Raw genomic sequence first — 15,617 nt, forward strand, 5'->3', positions numbered from 1 at the left:
CTGGGCCTCGGCTTCCGCGCGCCGCTCGGCACCTTCGCTCTGCAGCCGCGCCCCGCGCTGCGCTCTGGCCGTCAGTGCCAGCAGCAGTGCCATCGCGGCGAGGCCGCCAGCCGCCGGCGCGAGCATGCGCTGCCGCCACGCGGCGCTCAGCGCCGCGCCATCCAGGCCATAGGAGACGACGACCGGCCAGTCGCCGACCCGCCGGGCGACGAACAGCCGGCGCACGCCGTCGAGCGGCGTGACCAGCCAGCGCGGCCTGCCGTCGCCATCGGCCAGCGCGCCGATCAGCTCTCCGCTGGCCGCGCGGAGTGCCTGGGCAGGGTCGGCCGGCGGCGGGTAGCGCGCCAGGATCGTCCCGTCCTCGCGCAGCATCGCGACGACGTCCGCCGGCGTCTCCACGATCGTCGCGTAGAAATCGGACAGCGCCGCCGGGCTGAAGGAGGAGACCACCATGCCCGCGCCGTCGATCCGGCCGGGCGGCGGCGGTGCGCGCCGCGCGACCGGGATGATCGCCCAGCCCATGGGGCGCGACGCCGTCGGCTCGCCGACCGCCCGGCGCTCGCTGCCCTCGGCCAGCAGGCGGACGTAGTCGCGGTCGGAGAGGTCGGCGGGCCGGGCCGGGAATTCCCAGGATGCGCTGACGATCCGCCAGTCCTCGTCGGTCACGAGCACCCCGCTGATCACCGGCGCGCCGGAGGCGGCGAGGTCGGCGAGCAAGGCATGCAGCCCGAGGTCGCCGCGCAGCGTGTCCGGGTCGCGGCCGGCCAGCGCGCGGAAGGTCGCAGCCAGGATCGCCTCCTGCGTGCCGAAGGCGCGCAGCGCGTTCTGGCGCAGCAGTTCCACGGTCCGTTCCAGCCGCTGCGCGGCTTCCTGCTCGACCGCCCGCCAGGAGGTGAGCCCCGCGCCGGCGATGCCGAGCAGCGGAACCAGGACGGCCGCGATCCAGAGCAGGGCGAAGCCGCGGTTGCGCCGATGCCGATCGGGTGCCGGAGCGGCGAAGCCGCCGGCCGGCGCGGGGAGGGTGTCGGTCCGCACCAGGCCGGGATGCGCCAGCGACCCAGGATTGTATATTAAAATATCCGCGTGGCGATCAGCGCGGGAAACCAAGCCGGCGGCGAGCCAAGGCGATCACCCGCAGCGCCTCGGGCCACAACCCCCAGGCGACGGGATCGGCCGAATCGCACCACGCGACCTCGGTGACATCGCCCCCCGGGCGCGGCTCGCCGCTCTCCCAGCGGGCGAGGTAGTCGATGATTGTGTAGTGGAAGCGCGGCCCGGCGCCCGCCTCGCCGGGCGTGATCGCGTCCACCACGGCGAGCAGTTCGAGCGCGCCGACCTCGATGCCTGTCTCCTCGCGCAGCTCGCGGCGGGCGCAGTCCTCCGCGCGCTCGCCCAGGCGCTGCGCGCCGCCGGGCAGCGACCATTCGCCGAGGCGCGGCGGACGGCCGCGGCGGATCAGCAGCACCTGTTCGCCGCGGAAGGCCAGCACGCCGATGCCGACCCAGGGGCGGGTGGGGTGTTCGCGGGGATTCATGGCGGCGGGCCACCGTGGCGGAAGCCGAGCCTGCCGATGCGGGATGCGCGCATTCTCGTACCCCCACCCCGACCCTCCCCCGCATGCGGGGAGGGAGTCGTCACTCAGTTCCGCTGCTGCTTCGCCAAGTCCGAGAGGCGCGGGACGAAGGCGCGTTCCTTCCACTGGCCGACCTGGTAGGCCCAGCCGCGCCAGCGGGCGTTCAGCCGCTCGGCCTCCGTGTCGCCCTCCGCCGTGAGGCGCGCCCAGACCGTCTCGCCGTCCTTGTGCGCGACGACGGCGATGCGGAGGTTGTCGGTCAGCTCGAAGCGCGCCTCGCCCAGCTTCTCGCCAGGGATCGCATCGGCGCGCGCGACGTCGAGGAAGGTGAGGAACTCGAAGGCGCGGGCGACCTCGTCGAGGCTGATCTCGTCGAGCTCCGGCGTATCGGTGGGCTCCACGACGGAAAGCGGCGCGTCGGGCTCCGGCCCGCGGCGCAGCACCAGGCGGGGCTCGCCCTCACGTGCGATCTCTGCGGCACGCACGCGCTCGCGCGGGATGTTGGCGATGTCGCGGTCGATCCAGAGGTTGGGATCGGAATCGAGCGGCAGCCGGCCTTCCGCCAGCCAGGCCTGGGTCTCGCCGGGGCGGCGCACATAGACGCTTTCCGGCACGTTGCCCTGCACGCGCATCCGGCGCCGTCCGACCACCAGCTCCGCGATCGGGTTGCCCTGGGCATCCAGCACCCGCAGCAGGGAGGAGGTGGCGCCCTCGCGGCGCGGATCCTCGACGCCGAGGCGTTCCAGCATCTCCGGGTTGGCGGTGCGCGGCTCCGTCAGGCGCAGCTCGGTCAGGCCAACCAGCAGCTCGCGCACGCGCTCCGGCCGCACCGGGTGGTCGGCCTTGGCCGGCAGCACCCAGAGGTCGGGGCCGGCGCGATTGACGGTGAGCGTGCCGTCGTGGCGCGTCACCTCGATGCGCGCGGCATTGGCCAGCCGCGGCGCGAGGCCGGGAAAGGCGAGCGGCGTCGCGGTGGAGAGCGGCGGCTCCGTGCGGTCGGGCGTCAGCACGATGGCGGCGCCGACAGTCACGGCGGCCGCGGTGCCGAGCAGGAGGATGGTGCGGCGTTTCATGCGCGCCTCCTCAGCCCCGCGCCGCGGCGCGGCGCCGCGCGCGCACGATGCCGAGGCCGATGGCGAAGACGGTCAGCAGGGCGGGCACCAGCACGATGTTCAGGACGCGCAGCCGCGCCTCCAGCCCCTCGATGTCGCGGCGCAGCTCCAGTTGCACCTGGCGCAGCTCGCCGCGGGTGCGACGGATCTCCTCCCGCGCGCGGTCGATCTCGGCGCGCTGCTCGGGGGTGATCACCGTGCTGGCGGCCTGGCCCTGCGCGCCCGGTCCTGTGGGGCCCTGGCGCAGCTCGCGCAGGCGGCGCTCGGTGGCGTCCAGCCGTTCCTGCAGGCCGCGCTCGGTCTGGCGGAACTGCGCCTCCGCGCTGCGGCGGATGTCCTCCACCATCTCGAAGGGGCGCAGCGATTCACCGCGAGACCGCAGGCCGATCAGCGCCTCGCCGCCGGCCATCGTGTCGGCCAGGTTGATCATCAGCGCGCCGTTGTCGCTGAAGGGCGTTGTGACCTGCTGGCCGAAGAAATCCTGGACGCGCACCCAGAAGCGGTCCTCCAGGATGTCGGTGTCGTTGGCGACGATGAGGTTGGCCGCGCCTTCGGTGCGGGCGCGGTGCGCCGGGAAGTCGGCCGGGCGCTCGGCCCCCTCGGGCACCGGTGGCGGCTCGGCGAAGGCGGAGTTCAGCTGGCCGCGGATGCGGGCCACGATCACGCGCGCCTGGTTGTCCGGGCGGAACTCGGCCAGCAGGCGGGCCGGGTTGGGCTCCTGCCGGACGCGCGCGACATCGACCAGCTGCGACCGCTCGCTGCTGGTGACGAGCGGCGTGAACTCGATCGCCGCGCCCTCCCGTCGCGCGACCTCGCCGGCGGAGGCGAGGGTGACCTGGGCGAGCTCGGCGGTGGCGATCTCGCTGCGGTTCAGCCCGGCCTGGGGCACGTTGAACCAGGCCAGGTAGTCCACCGCCTGCACGCGGTCGCGCGGATCGGCGCGCACGCGCCAGGCGCCGCGCTGGTCCAGCACCACCTTGTCCGACGGCGCGACGATGCCCCAGGCATCGAACAGCCGCGCCAGGTTGGAGGAGGTGTCGCGCGCCGGCGGCTGGCCGGGGGAGGGGCGGGATGCCTGGCTCTCGCTGTGCGGGTCCACCATCGCGATCAGCCGCCCGCCGCGCATGACGAACTGGTCGATGGCGTAAAGCGTGGCGTCGGGCAGGTGCTGCGCCTGCGCGACCAGCAGCACCTGCACGTCGGGCTCGATCACCTGCGCGTCCAGCGGCACGTCGCGCACGGTGTAGAACTGGCGCAGCTGGTTCATGATGACATAGGGCTGCCCGACGCCGGGCTGGCGCATCATCATCGCGCGCGGATCGCCGTTGAGCGGCAGCGAGGACATCACGCCCAGCACCGGGCGGCGCGGGTTCGACAGCTCCCAGATCATCCGGGTGAGGTCGTATTCCAGGAAGCGCTCGCGCTCCGGCTGGAAGAAGGGGATGGTGCGCTCGTCGTCCAGCAGGTTCACGCCGACCAGGCCGAACCAGACCTGCTCGCCGGACTGGTCCACCGGCACGCCCTGCAGGCCGAGCGCCTGGGCGCGGTCCTCGGTCTCGCTGAAGGGCTCGGGGTCCAGGACCTCGAGCCGCAGCCTGCCGCCGCCGACGGCGACGTATTCGTCCAGCATGGCGCGCACGCGGTCGGCATAGGCGCCGTATTGCGGGATCGCGGCACCCAGGCGGCGCGAATAGAACAGGCGGAGCGTGACCGGGTCCTGCAGCCCCTGCAGCACCTGCCGCGTTCCGTCCGACAGCGTGTAGAGCCGGTGCTCGGTCAGGTCGATGCGCGCGCGCGACAGCAGGCGGTCGGCCAGCATGTTGACGCCGACGGCGAGGATGGCGGCGAGGAGCAGCGCGACGCTGGCGGCGAGGCCGCGCTTGCCGCGGACGACGGGGGCGGTGGTGGCGCTCATGGGGTCAGTCCGCCTTCCTCTGGTCCACCGCGATGGTGTTGGCGAAGAGGAAGAAGCCGATGAAGGAGGCGAAGAAGACCACGTCGCGCGCCGCGATCACGCCGCGCGAGAAGCCGGCCAGGCGGTCCGTCACGCTGATGGCGCGCGCGACCTCGGCCAGTTCGGGGATGCGCTTCGAGAGGAACTCGGTCACCACGGGGCTGCCGGCGGCGGTGAGGAAGAAGCAGGCGGCGACGGCGAGGACGAAGGCGATGACCTGGTTCTTGGTCATCGCGGAGATCGCGGCCCCCACGGCCAGGAAGGCGCCGGCCACCATCAGGCAGCCGATGTAGCCGGTGGCGATCACGCCGTTGTCCGGCTCGCCCAGCGCGTTGACGGTGACGACCAGCGGAAAGGTCAGGGCGAGCGCGATGCCGCAGAAGGCCCAGGCGGCGAGGAACTTGCCGACCACCGCCTGCCACTGCGCGATGGGCAGCGTCAGCAGCAGCTCGATCGTGCCGAGCCGGCGTTCCTCGGCCCAGAGGCGCATGGTCAGCGCCGGCACCAGGAACAGGAACAGCCAGGGCACGAAGGAGAAGAAGGGCTGCAGGTCGGCCTGGCCGCGGGCGAAGAAGTTGCCCAGCGTGAAGGTCAGCGCGCCGGCCAGGACCAGGAAGATGACGATGAAGACGTACGCGACGGGCGTCGCGAAGTAGCCCGCCAGCTCGCGCCGGAAGACAGTGAGCACGCCGCCCATCACGCGACCTCCCGTGCGGTCTCGCGTTCGGGCTCGGGCGCCGCGTCGCCGAGCGTCAGGCTGCGGAACACCGCGTCCATGCTGGGGCCGCGGGCGGCGAGCGCGGCGGGCGTCTCGTCCGCCACCACGCGACCGCGGGCGATGATCACCGCGCGGGTGCAGACGGCCGCGACCTCCTCCAGGATGTGCGTGGAGATGACGATCGCCTTCTCCGGCGCCATCGCGCGTATGAGGTTGCGCACCTCGTGCTTCTGGTTGGGGTCGAGGCCATCCGTCGGCTCGTCCAGCACCAGCACCGGCGGGTCGTGCAGCAGTGCCGCGGCCAGGCCGACGCGGCGCTTGAAGCCCTTGGACAGCGTCTCGACCGGCTGGAGCCGGACGCTTTCCAGCTGGGTCAGGTGCATGGCGTTGGCCACCCGGTCATCCAGCGCGCTGCCGCGGAAGCCGCGGGCGCGGCCGCAGAAGCCGAGGAAGCCGGTGACGGTCATCTCGGGATAGGTCGGCGCGCCTTCGGGCAGGAAGCCGAGATGGCGCTTGGCGGCGACGGGGCGTTCCACGACGTCGTCGCCGCAGATGCGGGCGGTGCCGGCGGTGGGCGTCATGAAGCCGGCCAGCATGCGCATGGTGGTGGACTTGCCGGCGCCGTTCGGCCCGAGGAAGCCGAGCACTTCCCCGCGCGACACGGTGAAGGAGACATCGTCCACGGCCGTGAAGGCGCCGAAGCGCTTGGTCAGGCGCTCGATCTCGATCAAGGCGGACAAGGCAGGTCCCCAAGGCTTCCCCGGGGGTGGCGATTAAGGAGGCGGGGGGCAGGGCGCAAGACCCCGGGGTTACGGTGCGGTGCCGGGTCGGGCGGGTTGGGTGGGCGTTGGGGGATGGGTGGGCGCTGGTCCTCGCGCCCCCACCCCGACCCTCCCCCGCATGCGGGGGAGGGAGGATCACCCCGCATCCAGACGCGCCAGCGTCGGGTCGTGGCCGAACAGCGCGAGCAGGGCCAGCGCCGCCTGGCCGCGCGGGGTGGACAGCGCGGGGTCGCGTTCCAGCAGGTTCTGCGCGTCGCGGTGCGCGGTGTGGGTCAGGCGGTCGAACTCCTCCGGCTCCTCGCGCGGGTCCAGCAGCCGGCCGGCCTGCATGCCGGATTGCCTCTCCCGCAGCACGTCGCCGCCGCCGCGGGTGCGGAGGTCCTCCTCGGCGATCAGGAAGCCGTCCTCGGTGTCGCGCAGCACCAGCAGGCGGCGCTTCTCGCCCTCGGACAGGCCCTCGGAATGGATCAGCAGGCAGGAGGAGGGCTTCGACCCGCGGCCCACGCGGCCACGCAACTGGTGCAGGGCGGCCAGGCCGAAGCGCTCGGCCTGCTCGATCAGCATGATGGTGGCTTCCGGCACGTCCACGCCGACCTCGACCACGGTGGTGGCGACCAGCAGCTTCGTGCGGCCGGCGGCGAAATCGGCGAGCGCCTGCTCGCGCACCGGCATCTCCTGCAGGCCGTGCGCCATGCCGACCTGGCCGGGGAAGCGCTGGGAGAGCTCGGCGAAGCGGTCCTCGGCGGCGACGCTGTCGTCGCTCTCGCCGCCGGAGATGGCGCGCACCACCCAATAGGCGCGCTCGCCGCGGGCCAGCGCCTCGCCCAGGCGGTCGATCACCTCGGGCAGGCGTTCCTGGCTGACCACGCGGGTGGCGATGGGCTGGCGGCCGGCGGGTTTGCCTTCGAGCCGGCTGACGGCCATCTCGCCCCATTGGGTCAGCAGCAGGGTGCGCGGGATGGGGGTCGCGGTCATCACCAGCATGTCCGCGTCCTTGCCCTTGTTGGCCAGCATCAGCCGCTGCGCGACGCCGAAGCGGTGCTGCTCGTCCACCACCGCCAGGCCGAGGTCGTGGAAGGCGACGGCGTCCTGGAACAGCGCATGGGTGCCGACGACGATGCCGATGCGGCCGGAGGCGAGGCCGCGCAGCACCTCCTTCCGCTCCGACCCCTTGATGTTGCCGGTGAGCAGGCGGACCTCGACGCCGGCGGGGTGGCAGAGCCGGACCAGGGTGCGCAGGTGCTGGCGCGCGAGAAGCTCCGTGGGCGCCATCAGCGCGCCCTGGGCGCCGGATTCGACGGCGCGCAGCATGGCCAGCACGGCGACCAGCGTCTTGCCGGCGCCGACATCGCCCTGCAGCAGGCGCAGCATGCGCCGGGGCGAGGCCATGTCGGCGCCGATCTCCGCCAGGGCCTGGGCCTGCCCGGGGGTGAGCGGGAGGCCGAAGGCGGCCAGGGCCTTGTCCTGCAGGGCGCCGGTGCCGGGCAGGGCGCGGCCGGGGCGGTTGCGCTGGCGGCGCCGCACCAGGGCGACGGCCACCTGGCTGGCCAGCAGCTCATCATAGGCCAGGCGACGGCGCGGGGCCTGGGACAAGGGGCCCTCAGGCCGTTGCAGCGTGCGGATGGCGACGTCGAAGGCGGGCCAGCCTTCCTTGCGCACAAGGGGCAGGTCGGCCCATTCGGGCAGCGGCTTCAGGCGCTCCAGGGCGGCGTCCATGGCCTGGCGCAGGCGCTTCGGTGTCAGGTCGCGGACCAGCGGCCAGACCGGCTCCACCACCGGCAGCGCCTCCGGCCGCTCGGCCGAGAGCGGGTTCAGCATCGCCCAGCCGCGGCTGCCCTCGGCCAGCACGCGGCCGGCGAGGAAGCGGAAGGAGCCGGGGGGCAGCAGCTTCTGGATCCAGGGCAGGCGGCCATTCATGTAGCGGATGGTCAGCGGCCAGCCGCCGGAGGTCGCCTTCACCTCCACATAGGGGCGGCCGGTGGAGCGGGAGCGCGCGGCGCGCAACGCCCTCACCTCCACCTCCAGGATGCAGTCCTGGTCGAGCGGCGCTTCCTCCGGACTGGCCACGCGCTTGCGGATGATGACGCGCTCCGGCAGGTGCAGCAGCAGGTCGAGCACGCGGTCGCCGCCAGTCGCCTCCTCCAGCAGCTTCGCGAGCGTCGGGCCGACGCCGTGCAGCTCCTCGAGCGGCGCGAGCAACCCGGCCAGCCCGGGCGCGTCCTGCACCGGAGAGTCGGTCAAGGCAGCCATGTCGCGGGTCGGGCTGACAGGATTCCCATGCACCCCTATATGGCAGGGCCGAGCCGCAAAGCCGACATGCCCGACGAGACCGAAACCGAGTCCCTCTCTCCCCGCCGTCGCCGCCTGATGTTCCGGGCCTGGCACCGCGGCACGAAGGAAGCCGACCTGATGATCGGCGGCTTCGTGAAGCGCAACATCGCCGCCTTCACGGAGCGCGAGCTGGACGAGCTCGAGGCGGTGCTGGAGCTGCCCGATGTGGACCTGGCGGACTGGCTGTCCGGCAGGCGGTCCATTCCGGCGCATGTCACCACGCCGATGCTGGAACGCATGGCGCTGGAATGCGGCGGGACGGGCGCGGGCGTGCCGCCGGACCTGAAAGCCTGATGGACACCATCCTGGTTCATGGCGCGCCCGAGGGCTTCGACGCGCTGCTGATCGCGCGGCGCCGGGCGGAGACGCGCAACCCCATCCTGCATGTCTGCCGCGACGACGCGCGCATGGCGCGCCTGGAGGAGGCGCTTTCCTTCTTCGCACCGAACTTCGAGGTGCTGCGCTTCCCGGCCTGGGACTGCCTGCCCTATGACCGCGCCTCGCCGAACCCGGAGATCGTGGCGGAGCGCGTGGCCACGCTGACGCGCCTGGCGGAGCGCACGCCGACGCCGCGCATCCTGCTGACCACGGTGAACGCGCTGGTGCAGAAGGTGCCGCCGCGCGCGGCCTTCTCCGGCGCGACGCTGCCCCTCAGGCGCGGCGGCCGGCAGGATCCGGTGAAGCTGGCGGAGTTCCTGGAGGCCAACGGCTACCACCGCACCGGGACGGTGATGGAGCATGGCGAATACGCCGTGCGCGGCGGCATCGTGGACCTGTTCCCCGCTGGGGAGTCCGACCCCGTCCGCCTCGACCTGTTCGGCGATGAGATCGAGGACATCCGCCGCTTCGACACCGCCACGCAGCGCAGCGGCGACAGGCTGGACGGGCTGACGCTGCGCCCGGTGGGGGAGATGTTTCTGGATGCGGCGTCGATCTCCCGCTTCCGCACCGCCTATCGCGAGCTGTTCGGCGCGGCGGCGGCGGAGGACCCGCTCTACGTCTCGGTCAGCGCCGGCCGGAAGCATCCGGGGATGGAGCACTGGGCCGGGCTGTTCCACGACAGCATGGAGACGCTGCTGGATCATCTGGGCGACCACGCCACGGTCAGCTTCGACCACCAGGCGGAGGACGCGCTGGCGGTGCGGATGGAGATGATCGCCGACCACTACGAAGCGCGGCGCGGCGGCACGCGGGAAGGGGAGGTGCCCTACCGGCCGGCGCCGCCGGACCGGCTCTACCTCGACCTCGACGCCTGGGAGGCGATGCTGGCCGAGCCGACGGTGATGCGCTTCGTGCCCTTCGCGCCGGCGTCCGACCTGCCGGGCGTGGTGGATGCGGGCGGCCGTCCCGGGCGGCTGTTCAGCGACGTGCGGGCGGAGGGGAGGAACGTCTTCGCCGCCTATGGCGAGCATGCGAAGGCGCTGGCCGCGCGCGGGCATCGGCCCGTGCTCGCGGCCTGGACGCGCGGCAGCCGCGAGCGGCTCGGCAACCTGCTGCGCGAGAACGGCGTGGCCTGCGAGCCCGTCGAGGACCTGCTCCAGCTGCAGAAGCTGGCCAAGGGCGCGGTGGGCCTCGCCGTCCTCGGCGTGGAGCGCGGCTTCATCTCTCCCGATCTGGTTGTCACCGGCGAGCAGGACCTGCTCGGCGAACGCATCGCCCGCCCGCCGCGCCGCCGGCGCCGGGCCGACCAGTTCATCGCCGACGCGACGGAGATCGCGGAGGGCGACCTGGTGGTGCACCAGGACCACGGCATCGGCCGCTATGACGGGCTGGAGACGATCGAGGTCTCCGGCGCGCCGCATGAATGCCTGCGGCTGGTCTATGACGGCGGCGACAAGCTGTTCCTGCCCGTCGAGAACATCGAGATCCTCTCGCGCTTCGGCAGCGAGACGGCAGGCGTCGCGCTCGACAAGCTCGGCGGCGGGTCCTGGCAGGCGCGCAAGGCCAAGGCGAAGCAGCGCATCGCCGACATGGCGGCGGCGCTGATCAAGGTCGCCGCGGAGCGCGCGACGCGGCAGGCCATCGCCGCGATCCCGCCCGAGGGCGCCTGGGACGAGTTCTGCGCCCGCTTCCCCTTCGCCGAAACCGACGACCAGCAGCGCGCCATCGCCGACGTGCTGGAGGACCTCTCGGCCGGCAAGCCGATGGACCGTCTGATCTGCGGCGATGTCGGCTTCGGCAAGACCGAGGTGGCGCTGCGCGCCGCGTTCTGCGTGGCGATGAGCGGATCGCAGGTCGCGGTCGTCGTGCCGACCACGCTGCTGTCGCGCCAGCACACCCGCACCTTCACCCGCCGCTTCGAGGGCCTGCCGGTGACGATCGCGCAGCTGTCGCGCATGGTCACGCCGAAGGAAGCGGCGGCGGTGAAGGAGGGCCTGAAGGACGGCTCCATCAACATCGTCGTCGGCACTCATGCGCTGCTGGCCAAGGGCATCGAGTTCGCCGACCTCGGCCTGGTGATCGTGGACGAGGAGCAGCATTTCGGCGTCGCCCACAAGGAACGCCTGAAGTCGCTCAAGTCCGACGTGCATGTGCTGACGCTAACGGCGACGCCCATCCCGCGCACGCTGCAGCTGGCGCTGACCGGCGTGCGGGAGATGAGCGTGATCGCGACGCCGCCGGTGGACCGGCTGGCCGTGCGCACCTTCATCATGCCCTGGGACGGCGTGGTGCTGCGGGAGGCGATCCAGCGCGAGCGGTTCCGCGGCGGCCAGGTGTTCTGCGTCGTCCCGCGCCTGGAGGACCTGCCGAAGGTACGCGAGCGCCTGGCGGAGATCGTGCCGGAAGCGCGCGTGGCCGAAGCGCATGGCCGCCTTTCGCCGACCGAGCTCGAACGGGTGATGACGGAGTTCGGCGACCAGAAGCACGACATCCTGCTGTCCACCAACATCGTGGAGAGCGGGCTCGACATGGCGGCGGTGAATACGCTGGTGATCCACCGCGCCGACATGTTCGGCCTGGCGCAGCTGTACCAGCTGCGCGGGCGGGTCGGGCGCGGCAAGCAGCGCGGCTATGCCTACCTGACCTGGCCGCAGACGCACCGGCTCTCCGCCGCGGCGGAGAAGCGGCTCGAGGTGATGCAGACGCTGGACAACCTCGGCGCTGGCTTCACGCTGGCCTCGCACGACCTGGACATCCGGGGCGCCGGCAACCTGCTGGGCGACGAGCAGAGCGGCCACATCCGCGAGGTCGGCATCGAGCTCTACCAGCAGATGCTGGAGGAGGCGGTCAACGAGCTGAAGCATGGCGGCGAGGCCGGCGCGGTCGAGGACCGCGAATGGACGCCGCAGATCAATCTCGGCCTGCCGGTGATGCTGCCGGAGGCCTATGTGCGCGACCTTCCTGTGCGCCTCGGCCTTTATCGCCGCATCGGCGGCCTGCAGGGCGAGGCGGAGATCGAGGCGATGGCGGCCGAGCTCGCCGACCGGTTCGGCCCGCTGCCGCCCGAGGCCGAGACGCTGCTGCAGGTGGTGTTCCTCAAGCAGCTGTGCCGGCGGGCAGGCGTGGAGAAGCTGGATGTGGGGCCGAAGGGCATCGTGCTCGGCTTCCGCGGCAACCGCTTTGCCGACCCGGCGTCGCTGGTGCAGTGGGTGGCGGGGCAAGGCGGTGCGGTGAAGCTGCGGCCGGACCACAAGCTCGCCCTGGCGCAGGAGATGCCGTACGAGGCGCGCATCCGGGAAGCGCGCAAGCTGCTGGCGGCGCTGGCGGAGGTGGCGCAGGGGCGGGTGCCGGAGGCGCCGGAGGCGCGCGGAGGTGGAACGCCGAAACCCGCGAAGCCCGCCGCGCCGCCGCCCAGGCCCGCGGTTTCGGCGGCGAAGAAGAGCGTGTTCCGGCCGGTCGTGCCCCCGGCGCCGAAGGGTGCCGCGACGAAGCCGATCCCGTTCCCGGGGCGGTGGAAGCGGTAGCGGGCGCTCAGCCCTCCACCAGCGCCACGTCCAGCAGGCGTTCCAGCACCTCGGGCTCCTGCGCGCCGGCGATGGCGTGGCGGCCCTGGACCACGAAGCAGGGGACGCCGTTGATGCCGAGCCGGTGGGCGCGGAGGTTGTCGGCGTGCACCGCCTCGGCTTCCTGCGTGCCGGCCAGGGCGCGCCGCGTCGCGGCCGCATCCAGGCCGAGCGAGCCGGCGATGGCGGCCAGCGTCGCCTGGTCGCCGATATCCATGCCGTCGCGGAAATAGGCCTCGAACAGCGCGGGCACGGCGGCATCCGCCAAGCCCTGGCGGTCCGCCAGCCGCACCAGCCGGTGGGCGTCGAGCGAGGGCGGGATGCGGCGGATCTTGTCGAAGGCGAAGCGCAGCCCCTCGGCGCGGCCGAGTTCGGCGATGGTGGCGTGCAGGCGGCGGGCGCGGTCCTCGCCGCCGAACTTCCGCAGCAGGTAGTCCTGGCGCGGCACGCCGCCCGGCGCGATGTCCGGGTTCAGCAGGAAGGGCCGCCAGACGATGTCGGCGGCCAGGTCGGGCCGGGCACGGAGGGTGCGGCGCAGTCGGTGCGTGCCGAGATAGCACCAGGGGCAGACCAGGTCGTAGACCACCTCGATCTGCAGCCGGGCCCGCGGCGGGGCGAGGACGTTCACACGGACAGGATAGCAGGCCGGGCGGTCCGGCGTGAACGTTCCCTCGCGCAGCCGCGTCAGGCAGCGCGGGCCGGTGCCTCGGCGGCGTGCTGCATGACCTCCGCCAGCAGGCCGTAGGCGGCGGCCCAAGCGTTCCGCACGGCCGGTGTGAAGTGCGGGCCGAGCCCTTCCTCCAGCGTGGCCAGCAGCGCCGTGCCGACGGTGGCGTAATGCGCGGCCCGCACGCCATAGGCCGCATGGCGGCGACCCAGTTCGGCCACGGCTGGCAGCAGCGACTCGGGGGTGCGGAGATTTGCCACCACGAAGCCGATCGCCGCCATCAGCTTGCGTCCCTGCGCATGCATATCCGCACCCGCGAAGAGCGGGCGGAGGCCGGGGTCCAGGGCGAAGAGCTTCTCGTAGAAGATCGCCGCCGCCGGCTCGGCGATCGGCGGGATCAGACGGAAGCTGTCCTGGACGAGGGTGGTCTGGTCCGGGGTCATGGTCCGGGGCTCCTGCTGTCCGGCCGAACCTGCCATCCGCAGGGTTTCCGATGGATGTCGTGACCGCGGCCCTGGTGTTTCTGATATTGCGGGCGCCGCGTGCCGCTCACCAGTTCTGAAGTGGATCGTAGGGGCGGGGCATGGGCGGGTCGTCACGCTCCGTCCGGTGCGTCAGGGCGAAGCCCGCGGCGGCGGTCACGAGGATCGTGGCGAGGCTGATCCAGAGCATGGTGCGCAGAGTGCGTTTCCGCATGCCGCGTCCATTAGAGTATACCTCCAAGGAATACCACCTCTGGTGGTATCACATCTTGGTTCTCAACCCAGTCGGGAGGCGGGAGACCGGTTTCGCCGGCGCGCAGCCCCGCCTCGCGGGACAATCCGCGGTGCCTCGCGCAATCGGCGCGGAGTGGCGGATGGGGTGGGATTCGAACCCACGGTGGGCTTGCACCCACGGCGGTTTTCAAGACCGCTGCCTTAAACCACTCGGCCACCCATCCCGCGCCTTCCGCTCTACCGCAGGGCGGACGCCCACGGAACCGGGGACGGCGCGGCGAAGCGCCGCGTTGCGCCGGCGCGCGCGGCTGTGGCATCCAGCGGCCATGCTGTTCAACCGGCGCCTGATCCTCGCGGCCACCATGGCCCTGCCTGCCGCCCCGGCCATGGCCGCCACCCAGAGCTTCGAGGCCTTCCTCGACGGCGTGCGCACCGAGGCGCGGCGCCAAGGCGTGTCGGCCGCGACCCTGCAGCGGGCGCTCTCGGGCATCCGGCCGAACGACCGCGTGCTGGAACTCGACCGCCGCCAGCCCGAATTCACCCAGACCTGGGAGCAGTACCGCGACGCCCGCCTCTCCCAGTCGCGGATCGACGGGGGGCGCCGCGCCTTCGCGGAGAACCGCGCGACGCTGGAGGCGGTGCAGGGCCGCTTCCGCGTCTCGCCGCGCGTGGTCGTCGCGATCTGGGGGCTGGAGACCAACTACGGCGGCTTCACCGGCAACTTCAACGTGGTGCAGAGCCTGGCCACCCTGGCCTGGGACGGGCGCCGCAGCGCCTATTTCCGGAATGAGCTTCTGGCGGCTCTGAAGATCCTGGATGGCGGGCATGTCGCGCCGGACCGCATGGTCGGCTCCTGGGCGGGGGCGATGGGGCACCCGCAATTCATGCCCTCCAACTTCGACCGGCTGGCCGTGGACATGGACGGCGACGGTCGGCGGAACATCTGGGACAGCAAGCCGGACGCGCTGGGTTCCATCGCCAACTACCTCGCCCGCTCCGGCTGGCGGGAGGAGGAGCTGTGGGGCCGCGAGGTCGTGCTGCCGCCCGGCTTCAACCCCGAGGATGCGCGGCGGGAGAACACGCGGCCGCTGCGCGACTGGGTTCGGATGGGCGTGCGGCGACCCGATGGCAGCGCGCTGCCCGCGCTGGACCTGGACACCGCCATCCTGCTGCCGGGCGGGGCTGGGGGGCAGGCCTTCGCGGTCTATCCCAACTTCAACGTGATCCGTCGCTACAACCCCTCGAACTTCTACGCCCTCGTCGTCGGCCTGCTGTCCGACCGCGTGGCGTGACCCGCCGCGCGGCCCTGCTGCTGCTGGCCGGGCTGGCCGGCTGCGCGCCACAGGGGCCGGCGCCGCAGCCACGCTACCTGGTCGGCGAGCCCTACCAGATGGGCGGCGTCTGGTCCTACCCGCGCGAGGATTTCGGGTTGCTGCAGACCGGCTTGGCCGCGGTGGCGGCCGACACGCGCCGTGGCCGCCGCACCGCCAACGGGGAGGTGCATGACCCGGCGCTGCTGACCGCCGCGCACCGCACGCTGCAGATGCCGGCCATCCTGCGCGTGACCAACCTGGAGAACGGGCTGGAGCTGGAGGTGCGGGTGAACGACCGCGGGCCGGCGAATCCCGGCCGGGTGCTGGAGCTCTCGCGCCGCGCGGCGGAGCTGCTGGGCATCCCCGCCGGAGGTACCGCGCAGCTGCGCATCGCCGTCGTCACCGGCCCGAGCCGCGCGCTGGCCGCCGGATTGCCGAGCGCCGAGGCGCCGCCGCTGCAGGTGGCGGCCGCCCCGCTCGGCGCCGTGCAGCGCGAGGATCTGGCGC

Annotated in this window: 14 protein-coding genes and 1 tRNA gene; 4 read left to right on the forward strand and 11 right to left on the reverse strand. The window is 72.8% G+C overall.

The features are described from left to right. The 7 genes from OZN99_RS11610 to recG form a co-directional block, all read right to left on the reverse strand. Positions 1-1,035, reverse strand: a 1,035-nt coding sequence (locus tag OZN99_RS11610) for a PDC sensor domain-containing protein (RefSeq protein WP_270935378.1), incomplete at its 3' end; no start/stop codon positions are given. A gap of 55 nt (positions 1,036-1,090) precedes the next feature. Beyond that, positions 1,091-1,534 carry an NUDIX hydrolase gene (locus OZN99_RS11615; RefSeq protein WP_270935379.1) on the reverse strand — a complete coding sequence of 148 codons (444 nt, stop codon included), beginning with the start codon at positions 1,532-1,534 and terminating at the stop codon, positions 1,091-1,093. A 104-nt stretch (positions 1,535-1,638) separates the two neighbouring features. After that, positions 1,639-2,646, reverse strand: a complete 1,008-nt coding sequence (locus tag OZN99_RS11620) for a DUF4340 domain-containing protein (protein WP_270935380.1) — start codon at positions 2,644-2,646, stop codon at positions 1,639-1,641. Between the two features lie 10 nt (positions 2,647-2,656). Continuing rightward, a complete protein-coding gene (locus OZN99_RS11625; RefSeq protein WP_270935381.1) occupies positions 2,657-4,600 on the reverse strand; it encodes a GldG family protein in 1,944 nt (647 codons plus the stop codon). A gap of 4 nt (positions 4,601-4,604) precedes the next feature. Further along, entirely contained in the window at positions 4,605-5,336 is a 732-nt protein-coding gene (locus OZN99_RS11630; RefSeq protein ID WP_270935382.1) for an ABC transporter permease, read from the reverse strand. Next, the gene (locus tag OZN99_RS11635; RefSeq protein ID WP_270935384.1) at positions 5,336-6,097 is read right to left on the reverse strand and encodes an ABC transporter ATP-binding protein; all 762 of its coding nucleotides are present in this window, start codon (positions 6,095-6,097) and stop codon (positions 5,336-5,338) included. The genes OZN99_RS11630 and OZN99_RS11635 overlap by 1 nt, the downstream gene beginning before the upstream one ends. 177 nt (positions 6,098-6,274) lie before the next feature. Then, entirely contained in the window at positions 6,275-8,389 is a 2,115-nt protein-coding gene (gene recG, locus OZN99_RS11640) for an ATP-dependent DNA helicase RecG (RefSeq protein ID WP_408611827.1), read from the reverse strand. Positions 8,390-8,455: 66 nt separating this feature from the next. Here recG and OZN99_RS11645 point away from each other — a divergent pair, with 66 nt between their 5' ends. Further along, the gene (locus tag OZN99_RS11645; RefSeq protein ID WP_270935386.1) at positions 8,456-8,764 is read left to right on the forward strand and encodes a succinate dehydrogenase assembly factor 2; all 309 of its coding nucleotides are present in this window, start codon (positions 8,456-8,458) and stop codon (positions 8,762-8,764) included. Beyond that, positions 8,764-12,375, forward strand: a complete 3,612-nt coding sequence (mfd, locus tag OZN99_RS11650) for a transcription-repair coupling factor (protein ID WP_270935387.1) — start codon at positions 8,764-8,766, stop codon at positions 12,373-12,375. Before OZN99_RS11645 ends, mfd begins: the two co-directional genes overlap by 1 nt. Before the next feature lie 7 nt (positions 12,376-12,382). On the opposite strand, the gene OZN99_RS11655 is transcribed toward mfd, so the two are convergent. The 4 genes from OZN99_RS11655 to OZN99_RS11670 all read right to left on the reverse strand — a co-directional run bounded on the left by OZN99_RS11655 (position 12,383) and on the right by OZN99_RS11670 (position 14,021). After that, positions 12,383-13,042, reverse strand: coding sequence for a DsbA family oxidoreductase (locus OZN99_RS11655; protein ID WP_270935388.1), 660 nt, complete (start codon positions 13,040-13,042; stop codon positions 12,383-12,385). 56 nt (positions 13,043-13,098) lie between these two features. Continuing rightward, on the reverse strand, positions 13,099-13,524 hold the full coding sequence (locus OZN99_RS11660) for a globin family protein (protein WP_270935389.1): 426 nt from the start codon (positions 13,522-13,524) through the stop codon (positions 13,099-13,101). 106 nt (positions 13,525-13,630) lie between these two features. Further along, on the reverse strand, positions 13,631-13,777 hold the full coding sequence (locus OZN99_RS11665) for a hypothetical protein (protein WP_270935390.1): 147 nt from the start codon (positions 13,775-13,777) through the stop codon (positions 13,631-13,633). Between the two features lie 154 nt (positions 13,778-13,931). After that, positions 13,932-14,021, reverse strand: a tRNA-Ser gene (locus OZN99_RS11670). A 102-nt stretch (positions 14,022-14,123) separates the two neighbouring features. Between OZN99_RS11670 and OZN99_RS11675 the strand changes: the two genes are divergently transcribed. After that, positions 14,124-15,089: a lytic murein transglycosylase gene (locus OZN99_RS11675; RefSeq protein WP_270935391.1), complete on the forward strand. Its 966-nt coding sequence runs from the start codon at positions 14,124-14,126 to the stop codon at positions 15,087-15,089. Then, on the forward strand, positions 15,086-15,617 hold a 532-nt coding region (locus OZN99_RS11680), incomplete at its 3' end, for a septal ring lytic transglycosylase RlpA family protein (RefSeq protein WP_270935392.1). The genes OZN99_RS11675 and OZN99_RS11680, both read left to right, overlap by 4 nt.

Source organism: Falsiroseomonas oryzae (assembly GCF_027856955.1).
Classification (GTDB): Bacteria; Pseudomonadota; Alphaproteobacteria; order Acetobacterales; family Acetobacteraceae; genus Falsiroseomonas; species Falsiroseomonas oryzae.